The sequence below is a fragment of the Streptomyces sp. NBC_00354 genome, from assembly GCF_036106915.1.
Classification (GTDB): Bacteria; Actinomycetota; Actinomycetes; order Streptomycetales; family Streptomycetaceae; genus Streptomyces.
In genome coordinates, this window is record NZ_CP107983.1 from 4,877,518 (window position 1) to 4,900,348 (window position 22,831).

The 22,831-nt window shown below is 73.4% G+C and carries 22 protein-coding genes; 13 read left to right on the forward strand and 9 right to left on the reverse strand.

The window, feature by feature from the left end; all coding sequences use genetic code 11:
• The first annotated feature begins 2 nt into the window (after window positions 1-2).
• From OHT74_RS22320 to OHT74_RS22330, 3 genes are all read left to right on the forward strand, one after another.
• The gene (locus tag OHT74_RS22320) at window positions 3-1,271 is read left to right on the forward strand and encodes an acyl-CoA dehydrogenase family protein (RefSeq protein ID WP_328621165.1); all 1,269 of its coding nucleotides are present in this window, start codon (window positions 3-5) and stop codon (window positions 1,269-1,271) included.
• Window positions 1,268-2,335 carry a Zn-dependent alcohol dehydrogenase gene (locus OHT74_RS22325; RefSeq protein ID WP_266666121.1) on the forward strand — a complete coding sequence of 356 codons (1,068 nt, stop codon included), beginning with the start codon at window positions 1,268-1,270 and terminating at the stop codon, window positions 2,333-2,335. The genes OHT74_RS22320 and OHT74_RS22325 overlap by 4 nt, the downstream gene beginning before the upstream one ends.
• Window positions 2,336-2,438: 103 nt before the next feature.
• Window positions 2,439-2,747, forward strand: coding sequence for a hypothetical protein (locus OHT74_RS22330; protein ID WP_328621166.1), 309 nt, complete (start codon window positions 2,439-2,441; stop codon window positions 2,745-2,747).
• A gap of 223 nt (window positions 2,748-2,970) precedes the next feature.
• On the opposite strand, the gene OHT74_RS22335 is transcribed toward OHT74_RS22330, so the two are convergent.
• The gene (locus OHT74_RS22335) at window positions 2,971-3,597 is read right to left on the reverse strand and encodes a flavin reductase family protein (protein ID WP_328623369.1); all 627 of its coding nucleotides are present in this window, start codon (window positions 3,595-3,597) and stop codon (window positions 2,971-2,973) included.
• A 141-nt stretch (window positions 3,598-3,738) separates the two neighbouring features.
• Between OHT74_RS22335 and OHT74_RS22340 the strand changes: the two genes are divergently transcribed.
• Together OHT74_RS22340 and OHT74_RS22345 are read left to right on the forward strand one after the other, a co-directional pair.
• Window positions 3,739-4,638: a hypothetical protein gene (locus tag OHT74_RS22340; RefSeq protein ID WP_328621167.1), complete on the forward strand. Its 900-nt coding sequence runs from the start codon at window positions 3,739-3,741 to the stop codon at window positions 4,636-4,638.
• A gap of 171 nt (window positions 4,639-4,809) precedes the next feature.
• Entirely contained in the window at window positions 4,810-5,601 is a 792-nt protein-coding gene (locus OHT74_RS22345) for a VOC family protein (RefSeq protein ID WP_328621168.1), read from the forward strand.
• A gap of 12 nt (window positions 5,602-5,613) precedes the next feature.
• Here OHT74_RS22345 and OHT74_RS22350 read toward each other — a convergent pair whose 3' ends face one another.
• The 3 genes from OHT74_RS22350 to OHT74_RS22360 all read right to left on the reverse strand — a co-directional run bounded on the left by OHT74_RS22350 (window position 5,614) and on the right by OHT74_RS22360 (window position 10,200).
• Window positions 5,614-6,417, reverse strand: coding sequence for an enoyl-CoA hydratase/isomerase family protein (locus OHT74_RS22350; protein WP_266666124.1), 804 nt, complete (start codon window positions 6,415-6,417; stop codon window positions 5,614-5,616).
• A 100-nt stretch (window positions 6,418-6,517) separates the two neighbouring features.
• Window positions 6,518-8,752: an acetate--CoA ligase family protein gene (locus OHT74_RS22355; RefSeq protein WP_328621169.1), complete on the reverse strand. Its 2,235-nt coding sequence runs from the start codon at window positions 8,750-8,752 to the stop codon at window positions 6,518-6,520.
• A gap of 209 nt (window positions 8,753-8,961) precedes the next feature.
• A complete protein-coding gene (locus OHT74_RS22360) occupies window positions 8,962-10,200 on the reverse strand; it encodes a flavin-containing monooxygenase (RefSeq protein WP_328621170.1) in 1,239 nt (412 codons plus the stop codon).
• A 161-nt stretch (window positions 10,201-10,361) separates the two neighbouring features.
• Here OHT74_RS22360 and OHT74_RS22365 point away from each other — a divergent pair, with 161 nt between their 5' ends.
• Entirely contained in the window at window positions 10,362-10,814 is a 453-nt protein-coding gene (locus tag OHT74_RS22365; protein WP_328621171.1) for a DoxX family membrane protein, read from the forward strand.
• Window positions 10,811-11,227: a Zn-ribbon domain-containing OB-fold protein gene (locus OHT74_RS22370; RefSeq protein ID WP_328621172.1), complete on the forward strand. Its 417-nt coding sequence runs from the start codon at window positions 10,811-10,813 to the stop codon at window positions 11,225-11,227. Before OHT74_RS22365 ends, OHT74_RS22370 begins: the two co-directional genes overlap by 4 nt.
• Before the next feature lie 256 nt (window positions 11,228-11,483).
• On the opposite strand, the gene OHT74_RS22375 is transcribed toward OHT74_RS22370, so the two are convergent.
• Window positions 11,484-12,179 (reverse strand): pyridoxine/pyridoxamine 5'-phosphate oxidase, encoded by a 696-nt coding sequence (locus OHT74_RS22375; RefSeq protein WP_328621173.1) that lies wholly within the window; start codon window positions 12,177-12,179, stop codon window positions 11,484-11,486.
• A 104-nt stretch (window positions 12,180-12,283) separates the two neighbouring features.
• Between OHT74_RS22375 and OHT74_RS22380 the strand changes: the two genes are divergently transcribed.
• Complete coding sequence (locus OHT74_RS22380; RefSeq protein ID WP_266666130.1) at window positions 12,284-12,847, forward strand: hypothetical protein; 564 nt, start codon at window positions 12,284-12,286, stop codon at window positions 12,845-12,847.
• Between the two features lie 653 nt (window positions 12,848-13,500).
• On the opposite strand, the gene OHT74_RS22385 is transcribed toward OHT74_RS22380, so the two are convergent.
• On the reverse strand, window positions 13,501-14,694 hold the full coding sequence (locus OHT74_RS22385; RefSeq protein WP_266995237.1) for a thiolase C-terminal domain-containing protein: 1,194 nt from the start codon (window positions 14,692-14,694) through the stop codon (window positions 13,501-13,503).
• Window positions 14,695-14,837: 143 nt separating this feature from the next.
• On the opposite strand from OHT74_RS22385, the gene OHT74_RS22390 reads away from it, so the two are divergent.
• Window positions 14,838-16,037 carry an acyl-CoA dehydrogenase family protein gene (locus OHT74_RS22390; protein WP_328621174.1) on the forward strand — a complete coding sequence of 400 codons (1,200 nt, stop codon included), beginning with the start codon at window positions 14,838-14,840 and terminating at the stop codon, window positions 16,035-16,037.
• The gene (locus OHT74_RS22395; protein WP_328621175.1) at window positions 16,037-16,516 is read left to right on the forward strand and encodes a nitroreductase family deazaflavin-dependent oxidoreductase; all 480 of its coding nucleotides are present in this window, start codon (window positions 16,037-16,039) and stop codon (window positions 16,514-16,516) included. Before OHT74_RS22390 ends, OHT74_RS22395 begins: the two co-directional genes overlap by 1 nt.
• A gap of 125 nt (window positions 16,517-16,641) precedes the next feature.
• Here the strand turns inward: OHT74_RS22395 and OHT74_RS22400 are convergent, their stop codons facing one another.
• Window positions 16,642-17,289 (reverse strand): TetR family transcriptional regulator, encoded by a 648-nt coding sequence (locus tag OHT74_RS22400; protein ID WP_328621176.1) that lies wholly within the window; start codon window positions 17,287-17,289, stop codon window positions 16,642-16,644.
• A 365-nt stretch (window positions 17,290-17,654) separates the two neighbouring features.
• On the opposite strand from OHT74_RS22400, the gene OHT74_RS22405 reads away from it, so the two are divergent.
• The 3 genes from OHT74_RS22405 (at window position 17,655) to OHT74_RS22415 (ending at window position 21,698) form a co-directional block, all read left to right on the forward strand.
• Window positions 17,655-18,455, forward strand: coding sequence for a VOC family protein (locus OHT74_RS22405; RefSeq protein WP_266666133.1), 801 nt, complete (start codon window positions 17,655-17,657; stop codon window positions 18,453-18,455).
• A gap of 265 nt (window positions 18,456-18,720) precedes the next feature.
• Window positions 18,721-21,144, forward strand: a complete 2,424-nt coding sequence (locus OHT74_RS22410) for a serine/threonine-protein kinase (RefSeq protein ID WP_328621177.1) — start codon at window positions 18,721-18,723, stop codon at window positions 21,142-21,144.
• 56 nt (window positions 21,145-21,200) lie between these two features.
• Complete coding sequence (locus tag OHT74_RS22415) at window positions 21,201-21,698, forward strand: peptidylprolyl isomerase (protein WP_266666135.1); 498 nt, start codon at window positions 21,201-21,203, stop codon at window positions 21,696-21,698.
• Between the two features lie 89 nt (window positions 21,699-21,787).
• On the opposite strand, the gene OHT74_RS22420 is transcribed toward OHT74_RS22415, so the two are convergent.
• Both OHT74_RS22420 and OHT74_RS22425 read right to left on the reverse strand, forming a co-directional pair.
• A complete protein-coding gene (locus OHT74_RS22420; RefSeq protein ID WP_266666136.1) occupies window positions 21,788-22,297 on the reverse strand; it encodes a hypothetical protein in 510 nt (169 codons plus the stop codon).
• Window positions 22,297-22,797, reverse strand: a complete 501-nt coding sequence (locus tag OHT74_RS22425; protein WP_328621178.1) for a hypothetical protein — start codon at window positions 22,795-22,797, stop codon at window positions 22,297-22,299. The genes OHT74_RS22420 and OHT74_RS22425 overlap by 1 nt, the downstream gene beginning before the upstream one ends.
• Window positions 22,798-22,831 lie beyond the last annotated feature (34 nt).

A 22,831-nucleotide genomic window follows, 5' to 3' on the forward strand; every position in this document is an offset into this window, starting at 1 on the left:
ACATGGACTTCAGCTTCGGCGCCGAGGACGAGGAACTGCGCGCCCGCGCCCGGGCCTGGCTCACCGAGCACCTCGTGGGCCCGTACGCGGACGCACTCGGCCTCGGCGGGCCCGGCAGCGAGCACGAGGGGGTCGACGTCCGGCGCGCGTGGGAGCGCGAGCTGGGCCGCGGCGGCTGGATCGGCCAGGGCTGGGAGACGGGACCGGACGAGGGCTACGGCAACAGGCGGCTCTCCCTCACGGGCCAGGTCGTCTGGGCCGAGGAGTACGCGGCGCTGCGCGCCCCCGGCCGGGTCGGCCACATCGGCGAGAACCTCCTCGCGCCGACCCTGATCGCGTACGGGTCCCCGGAGCAGCGGGACCGCTTCCTGCCCGGCATCGCGCGCGGCGAGGAGCTGTGGTGCCAGGGGTACAGCGAGCCGGGCGCCGGATCGGACCTCGCGGGGATCCGTACGACGGCGGTACGGGACGCGGCCGATGGCCTGTTCCGCGTCACCGGGCAGAAGATCTGGACCTCGCTGGCCCGGGACGCGGACTGGTGCTTCGTGCTGGCCCGCACCGAGCCCGGCTCCCGGCGCCACCACGGGCTGTCCTTCCTGCTCGTACGGATGGACCAGCCGGGGCGGGTCGACGTCCGGCCGATCCGCCAGATGTCGGGGACCTCGGAGTTCAACGAGGTGTTCTTCGACGGGGCGGTGGCGGCGGAGGCCGTCGGCGGGGAGGGCAACGGCTGGACCGTGGCCATGGGCCTGCTCGCCCTGGAACGCGGGGTCTCCACCCTGGTCCAGCAGATCGGGTTCGCGGCGGAGCTGGAGCGCGTGCTCGGGGCCTACGTGGCGGCGGGCGCGGCCCCGAACGCGGCCCCGGCCCCGAACGCGGCCCCGGCCCCGGGCCCGGGCTCGGGCCCGGGCCCGGGGGATCCCGTACTGCACGAGCGCCTCGTACGGCAGTGGGCCGAGCTGCGCACGATGCGCTGGAACGCCCTGCGGACGCTGGGCACCGCCGCGGACCCGGGCGCGCCGAGCGTGGCCAAGCTGCTGTGGGGCGGCTGGCACCGGCGGCTCGGCGAGCTGGCGGTGGCGGTCCGCGGAGCCGCGGCCTCCGCCGGGCCGGCGGCGTGGGCGCCCGGCCTCCCGTACGAACTCGGACTCGACGAGGAGCAGCGCCTGTTCCTGTTCACCCGTGCCGACACGATCTACGGCGGCTCGGACGAGATCCAGCGGAACATCATCGCCGAGCGCGTGCTCGGCCTGCCTAAGGAGCCCAGGTGAGAGGCGTCGTGTTCGACGGCAAGCAGGCCCAGGTGGTCGAGGACCTCGAGATCCGCGACCCGGGTCCGGGGGAGGTGCTGGTCGCGATCACGGCGGCCGGGCTGTGCCACAGCGACCTGTCGGTGATCGACGGGACGATCCCGTTCCCGCCGCCGGTGGTGCTGGGGCACGAGGGCGCGGGGGTGGTGGAGGCGGTCGGGTCCGGAGTGACGCACGTGGCGCCGGGCGATCACGTCTCCCTTTCGACCCTGGCGAACTGCGGGGCCTGCGCGGACTGCGACCGGGGGCGGCCGACCATGTGCCGCAAGGCGATCGGGATGCCGGGGCAGCCGTTCTCGCGGGGTGGGAAGCCGCTGTTCCAGTTCGCGTCCAATTCGGCCTTCGCCGAGCGGACGATCGTCAAGGCCGTCCAGGCGGTGAAGATCCCGGCCGGCATCCCGCTGACCTCGGCGGCGCTCATCGGCTGCGGTGTCCTGACCGGCGTGGGGGCCGTACTGAACCGGGCCCGGGTGGACCACGGCGAATCGGTGGTCGTCATCGGCACGGGCGGCATCGGGCTCAACGTGCTGCAAGGGGCCCGGATCGCGGGCGCGACCACCATCGTGGCGGTGGACGCGAACCCGGCGAAGGAGACGGTGGCCCGGCAGTTCGGGGCCACGCACTTCATCGACGCCTCGGCCGTGGCGGACTCCTCGGCGGCGGTCCGCGAGATCCTCCCGACGGGCGCCGACCACGCCTTCGAGTGCGTGGGCAACGTCAAGCTGATCCGCCAGGCCGTCGACCTCCTGGACCGGCACGGACAGGCGATCCTGCTCGGGGTCCCGGGCTTCAAGGAGGAGGCCTCGTTCCAGGTCTCGTCCATGTACCTGGACAAGACCATCATGGGCTGCCGGTACGGCTCCTCCCGCCCGCAGCGGGACATCGCCCTGTACGCCGAGCTCTACCGGCAGGGGAAGCTGCTGCTCGACGAACTCGTCACGGAGACCTACCCGATCGAGGACTTCGCGAAGGCCGTGGACGACGCCCGGCACGGCCGGGTGGCGAGGGGCGTGCTCACGTTCTGAGGCGTGGCCGCTGACCGCGGCTCTCGGCCGCCCTGAGGTCCAACGAGGTTCACTGGATGCGTGGCCGCGCCTGCGGGACGGGGTCGTCGCGGTGTGGAGGCGCGTGTATCCCGAGCGGGCGGAGGCGGTGGGAGCCGACCTCGACGCCTGCCGGGACGATCTGCTCGCCGCCCGGGCCGGAAGCGACGAGTTGTCCGAGGCCGAGCTGCGCGCGGAGTGGCAGGGACGCGTGCGTCGCCTGCTCGTCGAGAATCCGGAGATCGCGGGGGCGCTCAGGGCACTCCTGGACGAGGTCGGGGGGTCGCCGGCGGCGCGGGGAGCCGACGTGGGTGAGGTACGCATGATTGCGCGGGCGAGCGACAACGCCCGCGTGTACCAGGCGGGGCGGGACCAGCACATCACCGAGCGATGACCGAACCGTCCGGCGGCAGCCGCACTGACGCGCAGGCTTCCGGGCGCAGGCCCCGCAGATCTCACCCTCGGCCGTCCAGGACACGGAGCCCGTCCGGTCGGGGGGTGTGCAGCTGACGTACGTCGACCTCGACGCCGGAGTGCCGAAGGCGCTCGAGAACAACGGCGGCGCGAGTTTCCACGTCAACTACGACACCGGCGACCGGCCGGAGCACAAGATCTGGCTACTCGGCGGTGAGGCGGCCGAAGCGGCCCTTGTGGAAGAGCAGTGGCTCGCCCTCGCCGGCCGCGCCCATGGCCTCGACCCGGCCGACCACGATCAGGTGGTCCCCGCCGGTGTGCACGGCGTGGATCCGGCAGTCGATCCAGGCGGGCACGGCCTCGAGCTGCGGTGATCCGGTCACGGGGGCGGGGGTGTGGGCGATCCCGGCGAACTTGTCGGCGCCGCTGACGGCGAAGGCCCGGCACAGCCCGCCCTGCTCGGCGCCCAGGATGTTGACGCAGAACACCCCGGCGCGGGCGATCCGCGGCCAGGTGGTCGACGTACGGGCCACCATGAACGTGACCAGGGGCGGGTCGAGGGACAGCGACGCGAAGGACTGGCAGGCGAAGCCGGCCGGGCCCTCCTCGCCGTCGGCGGGCGGGGCGGTGATGACGGTGACACCGCTGGCGAAGTTCCCGAGCACGGCCCGGAACTCGGCGGGGCTGACGGGCGCGCGCTCGTCGTCGCCGACGGCCCGCAGCTCTGGGCGCGGCAGCGCATCGACGTGGCCGGTATCCGGGTCCTGCTCCGACGGGGCGGAGGTGGGGGAGCCGACTGACCTGAGGTATCGGACGACGGTGGCCGCCATCCCTGCGTGTCCCATCACGTCAACGATTGAAGCTGACGGTCCGTCAGATGGGAAGGGGTGCGGGCGGGTGACTCGGAAAGCGGAGAGGCGTATCGTCCCCATCGATTGAACGTGTTCAATTGCAGTGGGGGGTGGGGCGCCATGGTGTTGCCAGAGGTGCACGAGGGGCCGGCCGAGCGGGGCGGGAGGCGGTCGCCGCTGGCGACCGGGTCGGAGCTGGCCTTCATGGCGCAGTTCATCGTGGCGGGAGCGGTCTTCCTCGCCACCTCCGGCCTGCGCGACGACCACGGCCTCGGCATCGACTCCGGTGTCTTCGCCGCGATTCCCGTGCTGCTCCTCGCGGTGGTCCTGGCCGCGTACCTGCACCGGGTGCTGTTCACCCTGCCGGTGATGGCGCTGGCGCGAGCGCTGGGAAGCCGGTGGTGGGCGGTTCCGTGGGCCGCCGCGATCGCCGCGGCCTACGCGGGGTGGGCCAGTTCGGGCTGGGACCTGCCGTACGGCTGGACGGTTCTGTGGATCGCGGGCCCCGGGGTGCTCCCGGTGGTGGCCGCCTCCTACGCGCACCACCGGTCGCTGGGGTGGACCGCAATGGTGGCCCGGGTCGGCGCCGTCACCGGGATCGCCCTGCTCGTCTGCGCGCTCGGCGCGTTCCTGCAGGGGCGGACCGGGTTCGCCGCGTACGAACCGCCCGGGCTGGAGCGGGACCAGTACGTCGGGGACTGGATCGGCGGCGGGGGCGCGCGGAAGCTGAAGCTGGGTGAGAACGGCGAGGCGGTGGCCGACGGCATGCCGCTGGTCGAGCGGAACGGGCTGTGGGACTCGTGCTCGGGGACCGGGACGTGGACGTTCGAGCCGCGGCGCGAATCCGGCGGCCTCTTCCACCGCGGGCCGCGGGACCGGGTCACGCTCTCGATCGAGGGCTGCGGCCGCATGCGCGACTGGCAGGTGGCCGGCACGGCGGAACGGCCCGAGCTGTTCTGCGTCATCGGCGATCCGGAGGACCTCCACCCCCGCTACGCCGTCACGCTGCACCGCGTGTAGCGCGGGCGGGGCGGGGCGGGGGCGGGGCGGGGGCACGGGGAGGGCGGGGCCGCGCCGTTCGCCCGTACGGGTGAACCACTGCCCTCCCGGGACCCTTACGCCGGACAGCCCCGCGGGAGGTCGGCATCGTGGCCCCCGGCCCCGATCCACCCGTATTCCAGGAGGACCCGCATGCTCGGCACCGACTTCCGTATCGGATCGCCCGTCTGGCTCGACCTCGGCAGCCCCGACACCTCCGGTGCCGTTGCCTTCTACACCTCCGTCTTCGGCTGGGCGTTCAGCGACCTGGGGCCCGATGCCGGCGGGTACGGGTTCTTCCAGGTGGACGGCAAGACCGTTGCCGCGCTCGGGCCGCTCACCGAGGAGGGGGCGAAGACCGCCTGGATGGTCCACTTCATGAGCCCGGACGTACAGGCCACGGTCAAGGCCGTCCAGTCCGGCGGCGGGAAGATCCGGATGGAGCCCATGGACGTCACGGGCGAGGGCTGGCTCGCGCAGGCCACCGACCCGCAGGGCGCCGAGTTCGCCCTCTGGCAGCCCGGGAAGACCGCCGGGTTCGGGCTGGCCTCCGCCGAGAACACCCTGGTCTGGGCGGAGCTGCACGTACCCGACCCGGCCGCGGCCGTCTCCTTCTACAACGGCGTGTTCGGCTGGCGCAGCCAGGACATGGAGGCGCCCGGGATGACCTACCGCGTGCTGAGCCTCAAGGACGGCGACCAGCAGCAGACCTCGTTCGGCGGGATCGCGCCCATGGGCGAGGGCGCGGGCGGCGGCGTCGAGAAGCCGCGCTGGGTGCCGTACTTCAATGTCGCGGACGTCGACGCCACCGTCTCCGCGGCGAGCGGGAACGGCGGGTCGGTGCTCATGCCCGCGGCGGACGTGCCCGACGTCGGCCGGATCGCGTGGGTGGCGGACCCGTACGGCGCGGTGTTCGCCCTGCTGAAGCCCAACCCCGAGATGTGAGCGGCGCGCCGGCTACCGCCCGAGGTACTTGGGGGCGCGGCGCTCCACGAAGCTCGCCACGCCCTCGTTCGCGTCGGCGGTGCTCATGTTGATCTCCTGAGCGGTGGCCTCGGCGGTCAGTGCGGCCGCCCGGCCACCGTCCAGCGAGGCGTTGACCAGCTGCTTCGTCAGCGCGAGGGCGCGGGTCGGGCCCTGCGCGAGGCGCTCCGCCCACTCCCGGGCGGTGGTCTCCAACTCCTCGGCCGGAACGACCCGGTTGACGAGACCGAGCCGCTCGGCCTCGGCCGCCGGGACGGCGTCGCCGAAGAACATCAGCTCCTTGGCCTTCTGCGGGCCGACCAGGCGCGGGAGCAGGTAGGCGCCGCCGCCGTCGGGGACCAGGCCGCGACGGACGAACACCTCGATGAAGCGCGCCGATTCGGCGGCGATGACGAGGTCGCAGGCGAGGGCGAGGTGGGCGCCGATGCCGGCGGCCGTGCCGTTGACGGCGGCGAGGACCGGCTTCTCGCAGTCGAGCACGGCGGTGATCAGGCGCTGCGCGCCGAGCCGGATCATGCGGGCGACGTCGCCCGCGACCCTTTCGCCTGTTGCGGCGGGGGCGCCGCGCAGGTCGGCGCCCGCGCAGAAGCCCTTGCCGGTGGCGGTGACGACGACGGCCCGCACGGCGGGGTCGGCCGATGCCCCGGCGAGGAGGGCGATGACGCGTTCACGCTGGTCCCAGGTGACGGCGTTCATGGCCTCGGGGCGGTTGAGTGTGATCCACGAGACGCCGCTCTCGATGCGGTGCAGGACTTCGTCGGCGGGACTGCCGGTCATACGGTGAACTCCCGTTCGGGGGTACGGGGGCTTGCCCCCGGTTTCGGGAAGGGACGGGGCGGGGAGACGGCTCCGCGCAGCGGCGGGGCCGGCGGCGGCGTCAGTGGCAGATGGCGAGCGCGTCCAGCGCCACCGCTCCCTGTCCGCGCGGGAGCACCATCAGCGGGTTGATGTCCAGCTCGGACAGCACTCCGCCCAGCTCCAGCGCCATCCGCTGCACCCGCAGGACGACCTCGACCAGCGCGTCCACGTCCGCCGGCGGCGCCCCGCGGACCCCCTCCAGCAAGGCGTGCCCGCGCAGCTCGGTCAGCATCGCCCGCGCCTGGTCCTCGCCGAACGGGGGGACCCGTACCGCCGCGTCGTGGAGGACCTCCACCAGGACCCCGCCCAGGCCCACCGTCACCGTCGGGCCGAAGAGGTCGTCCTGGGTGACGCCGACGACCATCTCCACCCCCCGCTCCACCATCTGGCAGACCAGGATGCCGTCGAGCGGGACGTCCTCGTAGCGGGCGATGTCCGTCAGCTCCCGGTAGGCGTCGCGGATCTGGCTCGCCGAGGTCAGGCCCATCTTCACCAGGCCCAGCTCCGTCTTGTGGGCGAGCTGCGGCCCCGAGGCCTTCATCACCACCGGGTAGCCGACCAGGCCGGCCGCCCGTACCGCAGCCGCCGCGCTGGTCACGAGCTGCTCGCGGGGGACCCGTATCCCGTAGGCCCGCAGCAGCTGCTTCGCCGCGTGCTCGCTGAGCTGCTGGCCCGGGCGCATGAGCGCCTGCGCCTTGCGGTACGAGGGGGACGGGGTCCGCGGCGCGTCCTCGAAGGGGGAGCGGTAGGCGGCCGTGAACCGGTGGTGGCCGAGGTAGGCGCGGACTGCGGTGATGCAGTTGCCGAACGTACGGAAGGTGGCGACCCGGGAGGAGCCGAGCAGGGTGGTGCGGTAGGCCTCCTCGGTGCCGACCGGGGAGCCCCAGATGACGCAGACGAGCTTGTCCGAGGCCTCGGCGGCGTCCACCAGGTCCTGCGCGAGCTTGTCGCTCATGGGCGGGAAGGGGCCGGTGATCGGGCATATCAGCACGCCCACCGCCGGATCGGCGAGGATCGCGTCGATGATCTTCCGGCCGCGCCAGTCGCCGACCGGGTGGCCGCCGTTGTCGACGGGGTTGGCGACGTTCAGGTACTCCGGGATCCACTGGTGGAGCTCGTTCTGCTTGGCCTGGGAGAGGGCCGGCAGGCTGAGCCCGGCCTCGGTCGCCAGGTCGGAGAAGTGGGCTCCGGTGCCGCCCGAGATGGAGTACACGACGACCCCGTCGGCCAGCGGTTTACGGGCCCGGGCGAGCAGGGCGGCGGTGTCCTGGAGCTCGTCCAGCCCGTCGACGCGGATGACGCCGAACTGCCGCATCGCGGCGTCCACGACGGTGTCGGCGCCGGTCAGCTTCCCGGTGTGGGAGGCGGCCATCCGGGCGCCGGTCTCGGTGCGGCCGACCTTGACGGCGACGACGGGGACGCCCGCCCGGGCGGCCCGGTCGGCGGCCAGGAGGAAGGACCGGCCGTCCTTGAGGCCCTCCACGTAGCAGGCGATGGCGCCGACCTCTGGCTGCTCGGCGAAGTAGGAGATGAAATCGGAGGTCTCGAGGTCGGCCTCGTTGCCCGTGGGAGCCCAGTGGGAGAGCCGGATGCCCAGCTCCTGGAGGGTGTAGACGGGCCGGCCCTGGTGGCCGGACTGGGTGATCAGGGCGATCGCCGGGCCGTCGAGGTCGTCGCGGAACTTCTCGAAGGCGTTGAGGTTGGTGTTGGGGCCGAGGAGGCGCAGGCCCGACCGCCGGACCGCGGCGGCGAGCCGGGCCTGGGCGGCGGCTCCGGCGTCTCCGGTCTCGGCGAAGCCGGAGGCGAAGGCGACGGCGAACTTCACCTTGGCCTCGGCCAGTTCCTCGATCACCGGCAGCGGGTCGCCGACGAGGAGGACGGCGAGGTCCACCTGCTCGGGCAGGTCGGCCACGGACGCGTGGCAGGCCAGCCCGAAGACGGAGGGGCGGGTGGGGTGCACGGGGTGGATCCGGGCGCCGACGCGCTCCGCCCAGGCGATGAGCTGGCGGGTGATGCCGGTGTTCGGTCTGCCCTCGGCGTCGGAAGCGCCGATGACGGCCACGGACTCGGGCCGGAAGAACCGGTCCAGGTCGGGGACATCGGCATGCAGGGGCCGTCCGCTGACGTCCACCGCGACCGTGTCCGCGGCGGACGGCGCCGCCGTGGAGTGGACGGCCGTCCTGGGGGACTCCCCGCAGGCCTCGACACGTGCGCGGAAGTCGGTGGTGAGGGTGCCGTGAGTAGATCCAAGCATCGTTCCGCCCGCTCCTGCTCGATGAACCTCAATAACTGACGCGTAGTCAGATTACTGAACTGACGTGCCGTCAGGAACAGTGCTGCGTAGGAAAGCTGGTGGAGGTGATGTGTGGAACGGTCCCAGATCCCGGCGGGACGGGTCCAGGACCGGATTCGGCCTGTTCTGCGGGAGGCGGGAGAAGGCGACCGGAAAGCGCGGCCCGGCCGCTACGCGAGGGGGTCGACCGGGCGCAGGCCCGTGTCCGGCAGGGGCTCGGCCGGCGGGAGGCCCGTTCGGGGGCCGAGCCGGCGGGACAGGGCCTTGGCGATCTTCTCGGCGTCCAGGGCCATCTCGCGGAACATGCCGCTGATGGGGTTGGTGTAGCCGGTGAAGTACAGGCCGGGGGCCTGCGCGGGCGTGCGGATGCCGTGCGTACGGGGCCGCCCGCGCCCGTCGAGCACGTCCAGGTGTCCGACCAGGCCCTCCAGGCCGCGGCGGTATCCGGTGGCCGCGACCACCGCGTCCGGGGTGATCCGCGAACCGTCCGCGAGCACCACCTCGGCGCCCTCGAAGGAGGCGACGGCGGCGACCGGTTCGACCCTGCCCGTGCGCACGGCGTCGATCAGGCCGACGTCCTGGACCGGGATCGCGCCCTCCTTGACCCTGCTGTACAGGCCGGCGCCGGGGCGGGGGAGCCCGTACGCCGTCAGGTCGGGGACGGAGGCCTTGGCGACGAGCGCGCCGAGCCGGTCCACGAGCCGTACGGGCAGCCGGCGCACCAGGATCCCGGTGCGCTGTGCGGGCCAGCCCGCGGTGGAGCGGCGCACGATGTGCGGGGCGGTGCGCACGGCGAGCCGCACCCGCGCGGCCCCGCCCTCGGCCAGGTCGACGGCTATCTCGGCGCCGGTGTTGCCGGTGCCGACGACGAGCGCGTCCCGGCCCTCGAAGGGCTCGGCGTTGCGGTAGTCGCGGGCATGCAGCAGCTGCCCGGCGTACGCGTCGCGGCCCGGCCAGTCGGGCAGCGCGGGCGTGTGGTTGAACCCGGTGGCGACGACGACGGCCCGGGCGTCGAGCACCCGCCCGCCGGTGGCGTGCAGGAGCCAGCCGTCCCCGCCGGGGGCCGGGTCGATCCGGGTCACCTCGACGCCGGTGACGAGCTCCAGCTCGTGGAACTCGGCGTACCTCTCGAGGTACCGCACCACGTCGTCACGCGAGACCCACCGGCCGAAGCGGCGCGGCACGGCCAGCCCGGGGAGGGCGGAGAGCCGGCGCGTGGTGTGCAGGTGGAGGCGGTCGTAGTGGTTCCGCCAGGAGGTGCCGACCTCGTCGGACTTCTCGACGACCACCGCGCGGACCCCGCGGGCGCGCAGTGCGGCGGCTGCGGCGAGGCCGCCGGGGCCGGCTCCGATCACGTACACCGGGCGAGGCTGGGTGGTCAAGTCGGGGGATGTGGGGACTCCGGGCATGAGGAGTGATCGTATCGACACACAGCGTTGATGGGTCTCGGACAAGGAGGGAATCGGTTGCGGATCGATCACGGACGGCTTCCGGGCCCGGGCGGGACCCTTGCGGGATCGCCCCGGATCCGCTGAACTGACGTACCGTCAGATCAAGGGAGGAGGGCCCGATGCAGACCGTCTGGCTCAGTGGGGCCGAATGGCTCGCCGTGCTCCGGATAGGCCTCGGCCTGTGGTGGCTGGAGAGCTGGCGGCACAAGGACAAGAAGGGCTGGTTCGAACGCGGCACCGGCATCGCCTGGGCCGCCGACGTCGCAGGCAAGCACCGCTGGCCGTTCGTGAAGGGCAGCTTCGAGAAGGTCGTCCAGCCGCGCCCGCGGCTGATGGCGTACATCGTCGTCTACGCCGAACTCGCCCTCGGCCTGGGCCTGGTCCTCGGCTTCCTCACACCCATCGCCCTGGTCGGCGGCCTGCTCCTGAACCTGCTCTACCTGATCCTGATGATCCACGACTGGGCCGAGCAGGGCCAGAACGCGATGATGGCCCTCATCTCGCTCGTCGCCCTCTTCGCGATGTCCTGGCAGACCTGGTCCCTCGACGCGGCGACGGGACTCTTCCTGTGAGCACCCGCTACGACCTCCCCGACATCGACGACTTCACCCGCCCCTACTGGGACGCGGCCGCCGAGGGCCGGCTCCTGCTGCGCCGCTGCGCCGACTGCGGGCGGGCCCACCACTACCCGCGGGAGTTCTGCCCGTTCTGCTGGGCCAGCGAGGACCGGGTGGCCTGGGAGCCGGCGAGCGGCCGCGCCACCCTCTACACCTGGTCGGTGATCCACCGGAACGACCTCCCGCCGTTCGCCGCGCGCGTCCCGTACGCGGCGGCCGTGGTCGACCTGGCCGAGGGCCCCCGGATGATGACCGAGGTGGTGGACTGCGCCCCGGCAGACCTGCGCATCGGGATGCCGCTCCGGGTGACGTTCCGCGAGGCGGCGGAGGGGATCCACGTAGCGGTGTTCCGCCCCGGGAACTCCTGACGGGACGGGGAGGCGGACGCCCAGACAGCCCCCATTGGGCCCAACGGGTCCCAAGAGGGCTGATGTGCGCCCCCTCCCGCCCTCGTCCACCGCCAGGCCGTCTCTTCCGGATCTTGCCTGACCCGCGCCGCCCGGCACCGCACCTCGCCGCGTTGTCGAGGCACCCGAGGACGTCCAGTAATCGCGAGCCTCTCCGCCTTGCGATGCACGGCACCGGACGACGCGGGCTCAACCGGCAAGATCCGGGAGAGACGACCTAGGGCCAGAGCAGCTCGCGGATCCAGCCGCCGCCGTCCCCGTTGCGGCGGTAGCGCAGCCGGACGTGCCGGCGGGCCGCGTCACCCTGGAAGAACTCGACTTCATCGGCGTCCAGGACGTACCGGGTCCAGGTCGGGGCCGGGGCATCCGGTTCGGTGCCGGCCCGCTCCCACGCCACCGCCGAGGCCTGCGCCAGCTCCTGCACCGAACCCAGCACCTCGCTCTGCCGCCCCGTCAGCGCCGCCGCGAGCGCACCCCGCGAGCGGACCGCCAGGTCCGCCCGGCTCTCCTCCGGCCCGCAGGCGGTGACCCGGCCGCGGATCCGGATCTGCCGGGCCACGGCCGGCCAGTAGAACCCGAGCGCTGCGTCCGGGTGCGCGGCCAGCTGCCGGCCCTTGGCGCTGATGGCGTGCGAGGCGAAGTGCCAGCCGTGCCCGTCGGCGTCGTGCAGCATCAGGATGCGTACGTCGGGCCGCCCGTCGGTGTCCACCGTCGCGAGGCTCATCGTGTGCGGCTCCGCCTGCCCCGCCTCGGCGGCATGCAGGAACCACTCCCGGAACAGCGCCAACGGCTCGGCGGGCGCGGCCTCGGGATCGAAGCCGGGCAGCGGGCCGTCCCACACGCGCAGGGAGTGCAGGGTGGCGTGGAACGCCTCGATGTCATCCATCTCGGAGCTGCTGATCTCGCGGGTCATGCCGCCCATCGAACCACGGGACCCGGCTTCGGCATTCGCCGGATCCGGAGCCCCTGTCGTTCCTATGATGTGCAGCCTTCAACGACTCGAGGTGGGGGCTCATCATGCACAACGGCGGCAGCAGAGCGAGCGGCGCGAGCGGTACGGGCGCGATACGCGGCAGACGGCGCGGCGGAGCGATCCGCCGCATGGCGGTGGCCCTCCTGGTGGCCTGCACGGCGGTGGCCTGCGGCCCGGCGGAGAGCGGCGGCCCTGCCGTATCGCTGCCGCCGAGCCCCTCGCTGAGCGTATCGGCCTCCCCGACACCGTCTCCCTCCCCGACGCCCACGCCCTCCCCGTCCGCCACCCCGACACCCGCCGCCACGACTGCCGAGCCGCCCGCGCAGACGCCCGACGCGAAGCCGGCCCCCACCCGTACGCTCTCGTCCGGTTCGTCCGGCTCCACCGGGGGGAGCGGCAGCGCACCGAAGCCGCCGGCCACCAAGGCGCCGACGAAGGAGGCGACCCCGCCCGCCGGCGGCACGTGCGAGATCGTCTCCAACGCCGGGAACTGCTACAAGGCAGGGCAGTTCTGCCGCAAGGCCGACCTGGGCAGGTCCACCCACGCCGAGAACGGCCGCCTGATCCACTGCCGCCTGGACGGCAGCCAACCCCGCTGGCAGTACTGAGCGACGCGCCACGCTTCGTGTTGAGTGATTGAGCGCCGTTGCTGTCGGCCGGGGTGTGGGGGCGGGGTCGGTGTGCTCGGGGTCTGTGTGCTCGGCGTCGGGAGGGTGGATCGGGGGTCGGGGGCGGGAGGGGTCGGTCGGGAGGCCGGGGGCGGGGTCTGCCGACTCGGTGTCGGTGTGTGTCCGGGGGCTTCCCGGCAGTCTTATGGCATTCCGGGGCGGGCCGGTCGGTCAAGGGTGGCCGTAGGCCATCGCGTAGCGACGCGACGACGAAGGAGGAGCGCCCTTGAGGGACCGGCGCGACACGGAAGGACAGTGGACTGACGGGACGCCCCCGGACACTCCTCCGACGCGGAGTACACGGACCCCGCCCCCTGGCCTCCCGGGCGACCTCTTCCGTCCTCGAGTGTGCGGCCCCCCTCGATGTCCCGACCGGCCCTCCCGCCCCCCCCAGTGCGTGGACCTCGCCGCGGGCCTCCCGATCTACCGTCCGGCGCTGAATGCATGGACCTCGCCGCGGACCTCCCGATCCACCTTCGCCCCCGAGTGCCCGGACCCCGCCGCGGGTGTCCCGAACGACCCTCCCGACCCCGAGTCGGCCGCCCCCCGGGCTCCCGCCCGCCTCCCCGCGCCCGAGCGTGCGCAGTCCGCCCCTACCCCCGCCCCAGGATCACCGTCCCCGACGAGCAGAACCAGCCGCCCGTGCCCGATGCCAGGGCCACCTCCGGGAGGCGGCCGCCGCGCTTGGTTACCTGGCGGGTCGGGCCTGCCTCGCCGCGGAGCTGGCGGACCGCTTCGACCAGCAGGAACAGGCCGCGCATGCCCGGGTGGCAGGCCGAGAGGCCGCCGCCGTCGGTGTTGACCGGCAGTTCCCCGTCCCGGAGGAGGCGGCCCTTCTCCACGAAGGCCCCGCCCTCGCCCTTCGCGCAGAAGCCGAGGTCCTCCAGGGTGACCAGGGTCATGTACGTGAAGGCGTCGTAGATCTCCGCGAGGTCCACGTCCGCCGGGGTGAGGCCCGCCCGCTCGAAGGCCAGGCGGCCCGAGACCGCCGCCGGGGAGACGGTGAAGTCCTCCCACTCCGACATCGTGGTGTGGGAGACGGACGTGCCCGTGCCCAGGATCCACACGGGGGACTTGGCGGTGTCCGGTACGTAGTCCTCCGCAGCCAGCAGCACCGCGCAGCCGCCGTCCGAGCGGATGCAGCAGTGCAGCTTGGTGAACGGGTCCGCGATCATCTCGCTGGAGAGGACCTCGTCCACCGTGAGCGGCGTGCGGAACATCGCGTCCGGGTTCGTTGCGGCGTTGGCGCGCGCCTGGACGGCCACCGAGGCGAGCTGCTCGAGCGTCGTCCCGTACTCGTGCATGTGGCGGCGGGCCGCCATCGCGTACTTGGAGATCAGTGTGTGCCCGTACGGCACCTCGAACTGCAGCGGCCCCCGCGCTCCGAACGAGAGGTTCGAGGTGCGCCGCCGGGCCTTGATGTCGGCCCGCGCCGTCGAGCCGTAGACGAGCAGTACGGCGTTGGCGTGGCCGGCCGCTATCGCGTCCGCCGCGTGCGCCGCCATGACCTCCCAGGTCGATCCGCCCACCGAGGTGGAGTCGACCCAGGTGGGGCGCAGCCCCAGGTATTCGGCCACCTCGACCGGCGCGAGGATGCCGAGGCCCGCCGAGGCGAAGCCGTCGACGACGGAGCGGTCCAGGCCGGAGTCGGCCAGCGCCCGCCGGGCGGCCTGCGCGTGCAGGGCGTACGGGGTGGGGCCGTCCACCCGGCCGCAGTCCGAGAGGGCGACGCCGACGACGGCGACCCGGCGGCGTCCGTTGCGAGGTTCAGGCGTGGGTCCAGGCATGCACCAGACCGTACATCTGACGTACCGTCAGTTTCTAGTCCGTGCAACCCGGCCCGCCCGACACCCGAGCCCCCCGCCCCCTGTGCATCTGTCGCCGCCCGCCCTAACATGACGGCCCGTCAGATACGGGGAGGAGCCCGACGATGGATGCCGCCTTCACCGCGGAGCAGGACGAGATGCGCCGTACCCTGCGCGAGATCCTGGGCAAACGCTGCGGCCCGGACGAGGTCAAAGCCGCCGTCCGCACCGCCGCCGGACACGACCGCGAGCTGTGGCAGCAGCTCTCCGCGCAGCTCGGCCTGCCGGGCATCGCCGTCGCCGAGGAGTACGGGGGCGTCGGCTGCACCCCCGCCGACCTGGCGCTGGCCTGCGAGGAGACCGGGCGGGTGCTGCTGCCCTCGCCACTGCTGGCCACCGCCGTGCTCGCCGTGCCGCTGATCACCGCCCTCGGCACCGCGGCCCAGTGCTCCGCACTGCTCCGGCCGCTCGCCGCCGGCGGGCTCACCGCGGCCCTCGCCGTCCCCGGCCCGGTGCTGTCCACCGCCCTCGCGCTGACCGGCGAGAACGCCCCCGGGGAGTGGGCCGGAGGGGGCCGGGCCGGCGGGGTCCAGGCCAAGGCCGGTGAGGACGGCGGCTGGCGGCTGTACGGGGAGGTCGCCCAGGTGCTCGACGGGCACAGCGCCTCCCTGCTGCTGGTCGCCGCGCACACCGGCGGGTTCGCCCGGAGCCGGACCCTGCTGTTCCTCGTACGGGAGGACGCCCCCGGGCTCGTCCGGTCGCGGCAGGCCACCCTGGACGAGACCCGGCCGCAGGCCCGCATCCAACTCCGCGACACCCCGGCAGAGTTGCTCGGAGCCGATACCGGCAGCAGCGCCGACGGCGGCGTCCTCGCCGCGCTCGCCGCCACCGGGCGTACCGCAGCCGCCGTCCTCGCCGCCGAGGCGGTCGGGGCGGCCGGGCAGGCGCTGGCCCGCACGGTGGAGTACGTACGCCGGCGCGAGCAGTTCGGCCGGCCCGTCGGCTCGTTCCAGGCGGTCAAACACCGCCTCGCCGACCTCTACGTACACGTACAGGCGGCCCGTTCGGCGGCCTACTACGCCGCCTGGGACCCGCAGCAGGGCGGCCTCGCCCTCGCCCAGGCCCTGGAGGCCCTGCGGGTCACGGCCGGCGAGGCGATCCAGCTGCACGGCGGCATCGGCTTCACCTGGGAGCACGACGCACACCTGTACTTCAAGCGGGCGGCGGCCGACGAGCTGCTGTTCGGCCCGGTCCACCGCCTGCGGGCGCACGCCGCCCACCGCGCGGGCCTGTTCACCACCCCACAAGAGAAGGTGGCCGTCTGATGGCCGTGGCAGCCGGCGTCAAGCTGATGCAGAAGGTCTCCTCGACCATGCTGTTCGCCAAGATCGCACCGCACTTCATCCCTGCCATGGACAAGGCGGTGCACAAGCTGACCCGCGGCAGGGTCATGCTCAGTGCGCAGATGCTGCCCGGCGTGATCCTGACCGCCAAGGGCGCCAGGACGGGCGAACCGCGCACCACGCCGCTCGCCTGCATGCCGGAGGAGGGAGGCGTCAGCTGGCTCCTCATCGGCTCCAACTTCGGCCGCCCCGGGCACCCGGCGTGGACCGGGAACCTGCTCAAGCATCCTGACGCGGACGTGAGTTGGAAGGGCCAGGACATCGCGGTACGGGCCCGGTTGCTGGAGGGCGAGGAGCGCGCGGCGGCGTGGCAGGCCGTGCTGAGGTTCTGGCCGCCGTACGCGACGTACCAGGCGCGCATCGAGCGCGAGATCCGGCTGTTCCGCCTGGAGCGTCGCTGATCGGGGCGGTCGGCCGCCAGCCGGGGGAGGGAAGGGGGAGGAAGGGGAGGGGAAGGGGAGGGGAAGGGGAGGGGGAGGGGGAGAGCGGCTTGGAGAGGGCGGCGGACCCCGGGGAGGGTCCGCCGTTACTTGGTCGGCTTCTTGCCCGTGATGCCCAGGTGGACGAGCAGCGCCAGGTTCGGCTTGAGCTCGGCCTGCTTGACACCCCAGGTCTGGAAGCCCTTCTGGTGCGAGGCCACCGCGGCCAGCATCGCGACCAGCGAACCCGCCATCGCCGCCGGGCTGAGGTCCTTGTCGACCTTGCCCTTGGCCTGGAGCTCCTTCATCGACTCCGTGAGGGAGTTGGTGACGGAGTTCAGGATCTTCATGCGGATCTTGTAGAAGCGCTTGTCGCCCTCGGCCGCGCCGAGGTCGACGACCCGCAGGATCGCGTCGTTGCGCCGCCAGAAGTCCAGGAATCCCTCGACGAGTTCCTCGGCGGCCTGCCAGCCGGCCTTGCCGACCCAGCTGCGGCCCTCGACGAGCGCCGTCAACTGCGCGCCCTCCGTGGCCATTTGCTCGGCGATCTCCAGGACGGCGCCCTCGACGTCCGGGAAGTACTGGTAGAAGGTCGCGGGGGAGGTGCCGGCCTTGCGCGCGACGTCGATCACCTTGACGTCGCGGTACGGCGAGGAGCTGAGCATCTCGCTGAGGCAGTCCAGCAGCTTCTGCCGCGTCGCCTGACCGCGCCGGCCGGCAACGCGGCCGTCGACGGTGCGTACTTGTCCTGTCATGCCGTCAGCTTACCGAGGGGTGATCTGCGCGCGATTCGGCCGCCTGCAAATGGGGTTACGCGACACCTGGCCTGGGCGAAGCCCGCACCCCGGGCCCTGCCGGGTGGCCGTTTCCGGCCGGGATCCGCTCGGAATCCGCCCGGAGCACGGGCGGGCGAGGCCCCGAGGAGGTGCCGGTTCCGGGTACGTCCCGGGCGGATCCGGGGCGGATCCTGTGCGAAATCCGAGCGGACGCCCGCCCGGGTGACCCGACCGCTTCCTCTCGGTATCCCCCGATTAGTCTTATCAACAGGCTGTGGACAAGTTTTCGGGCAGATCATGGCTGAGGGGCACGGGGCAAAGGGCAAAACGGAAGGAAACGGGCCATGGCCGCATTCGCGGAGGGCACACCCTGCTGGGTGGACGCCTCGCTTCCGGACGTCGAGGCGGGCAAGCGCTTCTACGGTGAGCTCTTCGGGTGGACCTTCAGCGGCAGCGCCGGCCCCGAGTACGGCGGCTACACCCAGGCCTACAGCCGCGGCCGCAACGTCGCCGCCCTCGCCCCCAAACCCGATGGCCGCATGCCCACCGTCTGGGGGATCTACCTCTACACCTCCGACGCCTACGCGTGCGCCGCCCGCATCCGCGCCTCCGGCGGCCAGATGGTCATGGACCCCCAGCCGGTGGGCCCGTACGGCGCCGCCGGGCTCGCCGCCGACCCCGGCGGGGCCGTCTTCGGCCTGTGGCAGCCCGGCACCCACCACGGCTTCGAGGCCCAGCAGGAGCCGTACACGTACTGCTGGAGCGAGGTCTACACGCGGGCCCGCGACGCGGTCGACGTGTTCTACGCCAACGTCTTCGGCTACGTCCCCGAGGACCAGGACGACGCGGGCACGGGCGTCGAGTACCGCCTGTGGTCCCCGCCCGGCAGCCGGCCAGGCGCGGAGACCGCCGTGATGGGGCGCAGCCTGATCACCGACGCGTTCCCGGAGATCATGCCGGCGCACTTCCTCGTGTACTTCGCCGTCCCGGACTGCGACGAGTCCGTCGCGATGGTGAAGCGGCTCGGCGGCCGCGTCACCGCCGACCCCTTCGACACGCCGTACGGGCGGATCGCGGTCGTCGCCGACAACCAGGGCGCGATGTTCGCGCTGCTCTCGGAGCCCCGTACCGGGCCGATGGGCTAGCGGCCGCCGGGCAGGGGAAGGCCGGGCCTCCGCCGCGTCGTACGTCGTCCGCCCGTACGTCTGCCGTCCGTCGTCCGTCCGCCGTACGTCTGTCCGCCCCGCCCGGACTGTGACGACACGGCCCCGGCGCGGGCCTGACAGAATCGGGGTTGCGCGACCCCGGGCGGCGCCCGGGGTGAGACGCTGCACGGGGCCGACCGCCGTGCCGGCGCGCGTGCAGGTGGGAACGGGCCCGGCAAGGGCCCGTACGGGGATTGTGAGGCGAGTGGTGGAGCAGCTGACGCAGCACGACCCGAGACGGATCGGCCCCTTCGAGGTGCTGGGACGGCTCGGCGCCGGCGGCATGGGGCTGGTCTATCTCGCGCGGTCGGCATCCGGACGCCGGGTGGCGATCAAGACGGTGCGGACCGAGCTCGCCGAGGACCAGCTGTTCCGGGTCCGCTTCACCCGCGAGGTGGAGGCGGCGCGCGCCGTGTCCGGCTTCTACACCGCGGCCGTGGTCGACGCCGACCCGCGGGCCGCCGTGCCGTGGCTGGCGACCGCGTACGTCCCGGCGCCCTCGCTGGAGGAGATCGTCAACGAGTGCGGGCCGATGCCCGCCCAGGCCGTACGGTGGCTCGCCGCCGGCATCGCCGAGGCCCTGCAGTCCATCCACGGCGCCGGCCTCGTCCACCGCGACCTGAAGCCGTCCAACGTGCTCGTCGTCGAGGACGGCCCGCGCGTGATCGACTTCGGCATCGCGAGCGGCGTCTCCAACACCCGGCTGACCATGACGAACGTCGCCGTCGGCACGCCCGCGTACATGTCGCCCGAGCAGGCGAAGGACTCGCGCAGCGTCAAGGGCGCCAGCGACGTCTTCTCGCTCGGCTCCACTCTCGTCTTCGCCGCCACCGGGCATCCGCCGTACCACGGGGCCAACCCGGTGGAGACGGTGTTCATGCTGCTGCGCGACGAGCCCAACCTGGAGGGGCTCCCGGACGAGCTGCGGCCGCTGATCGACTCCTGCATGCAGATGGACGCCACCCAGCGCCCGACCCCGGCCGACCTCCAGGCGCAGCTCGCCCCGCACCTCTTCGACGGCGGCGACGACAGCGGTACCGCTTCGGCGTGGCTGCCGGGCCGGGCCGTCGCGATGATCGAGGCCCGGCGGGCGGGGCAGCGTACGGCGGCCGCGCCCGTCCCCGCGCCCGGCCGCCCTGCCGGGCGCGCCGCCGAGGCCGCCACGCACCGCCGGGAGCCGCGCGGCGGCGCCGACCCGTGGGTCGACCCGCGGACCGGCCAGGCCGTCCCGCAGCGCCCGCAGCACCCGCCCAGGCCGACGTCCCCCGCGCCGTCTGCTGCGCTGTCCGGCGAGCCGGTCCGCCTCGGGAGCTCCCCGGTGCCGATCGGGCCCGGGCCGCGCGCGAGCGCCTCGGCGCCCGCCGCGCACGCGTCCGCCGCGGACTCGGCGACCGGCTGGGTCCGCCCGCCGGGCGGTGTGGCGGCCGCCTCGGGCCCGGCCCAGGCCTCCTCCGCCGCGTCGGCCGTGGTGCCGTCCCCCGGCCCGGCGCCGGACAGCGGCCGCTGGCGGCCGTGGCGCTTTCGCATGTCGAACGAGGTCTGGGGGACCCCGACCGTCGCCGGAGACCTGCTCTACGTGACCTCCTTCGAGGTGCACGCGCTGGACGTGGCCAGCGGCCGCCGCCAGTTCAAGACCCGCGACGTGGCCTGGTCCATGGCCGTCGCGGACGGCCGTATCCACGCTTCCGACGGCCCCTCCCTCTACGCGCTCGACGCCTCCGACGGCTCCGAGCGGTGGCGGCTGAACACCGACGCCTGGGTGTACGCCCTGCGCGCCGACCGGGGCACGGTCGTCACCGCCACGCGCGGGGGCGGCGTACAGGGCTGGGAGGCGTCCAGCGGCCAGAAGCTGTGGGAGCTGACCGGCGCCCAGAGCGATTTCGAGACCCCGGAGGCGGCCCCCGTCCTGCACGAGGGCACGGTGTACGTGTGGCAGGACGCGCGGCTGCGCGCCCTGGACGCCCGCAGCGGCCGCGAGGCCTGGTCGTACCCGGTGGGCGACGCGGCCTCCTGCGGCAACGTCCCGGTCCGGGTCACCCCGGCCCCGGACGGCAACGTCTACGTCGCCGCCGGCACCCGCGTGCTGTCCGTGGACCGGGCCTCGGGCCGGGTCCGCTGGCACTTCGAGGCCCCCGCGGTCTTCCTGGCCGCCCCGGCCTTCGCGCCCGGCGCGGCGGTCACGGGCGGCGGGGTCTACCTCGCCGACTACCTGGGCACCGTCTACGCCCTGGACGCGGCCACCGGCAACGACCGCTGGCGCATCGCCACCGAGCCGCGGCCCTCCTCGGACCCGGTGCTGGTCGCGAACGGCAACGTCCACCTGGGCGCGGGCAGCGCGCTGTACACGCTCGACGCCGTCACCGGCACCCCGAAGTGGCGGTTCGCCGCGGGCGGCGAGATCACCGGCCCGCCGGCGGTGGCGGACGGCCGCGTGCACTTCGGCTCCGCCGACCACTGCCTGTACACCCTGGACGCGGCGGGCGGCCAGCTGCGCTGGAAGCTGGCCACGGGAGGGGAGATCACGGGCGCCCCGGTGGCCGAGGCGGGTGTGGTCTATGCGTGCAGCAAGGACCGCTGCGTGTATGCCCTGGACGCCGCCAAGGGAACGGGGACCCGTACGGCCGGGTGAGGGTTTTCGGGCCCCTCCGGGTCGCGTGCGGTACCGGGAGTGACAGGATGGACCCCATGAGCAACGTTTACTTCGACATCAACATCGACGGCAAGCCCGCCGGCCGCATCGTCTTCACCCTCTTCGACGAGGTCGTCCCGAAGACGGCCCGGAACTTCCGCGAGCTGGCCACCGGCCAGAACGGCTTCGGCTACGCGGGCTCCGGCTTCCACCGCGTCATCCCGCAGTTCATGCTGCAGGGCGGCGACTTCACCAACCACAACGGCACCGGTGGCAAGAGCATCTACGGCGAGAAGTTCGAGGACGAGAACTTCCAGCTGAAGCACGACCGCAAGTACCTGCTGTCGATGGCGAACGCCGGCCGCAACACCAACGGCTCGCAGTTCTTCATCACCACCGTCCTCACCCCGTGGCTCGACGGCAAGCACGTCGTCTTCGGCGAGGTCGTCGAGGGCTCCGAGATCGTGGACCAGATCGAGAAGCTCGGCACCCCCTCGGGCGCCACTCGCGGCAAGATCGAGATCGCGGCCTCGGGCGTCGTCGAAGCGGTCTGATCCCCGTCGGCACCACTGCCTGACCCGGCCGGCCGGCCCCGCCCCCTCACCGGGGGCCGGGGCCGCCGCCATGTCCGCGTCCGGGCGCGTCAGAGCTTGCGTACGCCGTGCCAGGACCAGCCCGCGCCGAGGACCGTTGTGCGCAGCGGGTCCTTCAGGTCCCGGGAGTCCAGGCGGAACGACTCGACCTTCCGGCGGCGGCCGTCGGCGTCGCGCTCGAAGGTCCACTCCTTGTGCCGGAGGCGGATCGGCCCGCGGCCGTGCTCGCGCTGGACGGTCCGGCCGGGCGGGTTGCCGGCCCGCGTGACCGCCCACTGCTCGTCCATGGCCCGTACCACGCGCTCCCCGGGGACCAGACGCATCCAGATCTTGAAGGTCCGCTCCACCTGCCGGCGGCTCATGCCGGAGCCGGTGGCGGGTTCCATGACCTTCCAGTCCGCCACCAGGTCGGCGCCCCCGCCGCCCGCCTCGCGCACGCCGAACACCACGCCCGTGCCGTTCAGCGCGAGCAGCGCGGCCCGCAGTTCCGTGGTGGGGATCGCCGTAACGCCGCTGTCGGCGCGCACCGTGCCCATGTACCGGTCCCAGAGGCGGCCCATCAGCGGGCTTCCTCCCCGGTGTCGAGGCTGACGGTGCGCAGAAAATCCCGGTAGTCGCCCACGACACTGTCCTCCTGCGCCGCGGTCGAGGTCAGGATCAGCCGGATCACCGCACGCCGGTGCGGGTTCTCGAGGTCCAGCACGGCCAGGTAGACGTGGGACTGGACGAGGTCGCGGCGCACGCCGCCCGCGACGGCCGACAGGGTCAGCCTCTGGGCCAGGCCCGGCGAGGCCTCGGAGCCGAGCTCGCGGCGGCTGGTCACCACCACCGACTCGGCGACCTGGCGTACGCGCTCCACCGACTCCTCGGCCATGTCGGCCAGCGTCGCCGCGTCCGGCCGGAAGTCGCCGTCGACGGTGATGTTGGCGGTGAACCCGGCATCCGGCTGCGAGTGCAGCGCGATGAACGCCACGCCCGGAGCGCCCACCTCGTCCGGAGGGGCGGATTGCCAGCCTTCCGGCAGGCTGAACTCGATCGGCACCGGCAGGGTCGTGGGCATTTCAGGCCCTCCTTCCACAGGGGGAGTACATCAG

Coding starts and splice junctions, on each gene's coding strand:
- OHT74_RS22345 (WP_328621168.1), top strand. CDS start 4,810: ATGCTCGGCACCGACTTCCGTATCGGATCGCCCGTCTGGCTCGACCTC.
- OHT74_RS22375 (WP_328621173.1), bottom strand. CDS start 12,179: ATGACCCGCGAGATCAGCAGCTCCGAGATGGATGACATCGAGGCGTTC.
- OHT74_RS22400 (WP_328621176.1), bottom strand. CDS start 17,289: ATGACAGGACAAGTACGCACCGTCGACGGCCGCGTTGCCGGCCGGCGC.
- OHT74_RS22420 (WP_266666136.1), bottom strand. CDS start 22,297: ATGGGCCGCCTCTGGGACCGGTACATGGGCACGGTGCGCGCCGACAGC.
- OHT74_RS22380 (WP_266666130.1), top strand. CDS start 12,284: ATGCACAACGGCGGCAGCAGAGCGAGCGGCGCGAGCGGTACGGGCGCG.
- OHT74_RS22320 (WP_328621165.1), top strand. CDS start 3: ATGGACTTCAGCTTCGGCGCCGAGGACGAGGAACTGCGCGCCCGCGCC.
- OHT74_RS22395 (WP_328621175.1), top strand. CDS start 16,037: ATGGCCGTGGCAGCCGGCGTCAAGCTGATGCAGAAGGTCTCCTCGACC.
- OHT74_RS22350 (WP_266666124.1), bottom strand. CDS start 6,417: ATGACCGGCAGTCCCGCCGACGAAGTCCTGCACCGCATCGAGAGCGGC.
- OHT74_RS22365 (WP_328621171.1), top strand. CDS start 10,362: ATGCAGACCGTCTGGCTCAGTGGGGCCGAATGGCTCGCCGTGCTCCGG.
- OHT74_RS22415 (WP_266666135.1), top strand. CDS start 21,201: ATGAGCAACGTTTACTTCGACATCAACATCGACGGCAAGCCCGCCGGC.
- OHT74_RS22385 (WP_266995237.1), bottom strand. CDS start 14,694: ATGCCTGGACCCACGCCTGAACCTCGCAACGGACGCCGCCGGGTCGCC.
- OHT74_RS22340 (WP_328621167.1), top strand. CDS start 3,739: ATGGTGTTGCCAGAGGTGCACGAGGGGCCGGCCGAGCGGGGCGGGAGG.
- OHT74_RS22425 (WP_328621178.1), bottom strand. CDS start 22,797: ATGCCCACGACCCTGCCGGTGCCGATCGAGTTCAGCCTGCCGGAAGGC.
- OHT74_RS22360 (WP_328621170.1), bottom strand. CDS start 10,200: ATGCCCGGAGTCCCCACATCCCCCGACTTGACCACCCAGCCTCGCCCG.
- OHT74_RS22405 (WP_266666133.1), top strand. CDS start 17,655: ATGGCCGCATTCGCGGAGGGCACACCCTGCTGGGTGGACGCCTCGCTT.
- OHT74_RS22355 (WP_328621169.1), bottom strand. CDS start 8,752: ATGCTTGGATCTACTCACGGCACCCTCACCACCGACTTCCGCGCACGT.
- OHT74_RS22390 (WP_328621174.1), top strand. CDS start 14,838: ATGGATGCCGCCTTCACCGCGGAGCAGGACGAGATGCGCCGTACCCTG.
- OHT74_RS22335 (WP_328623369.1), bottom strand. CDS start 3,597: ATGGCGGCCACCGTCGTCCGATACCTCAGGTCAGTCGGCTCCCCCACC.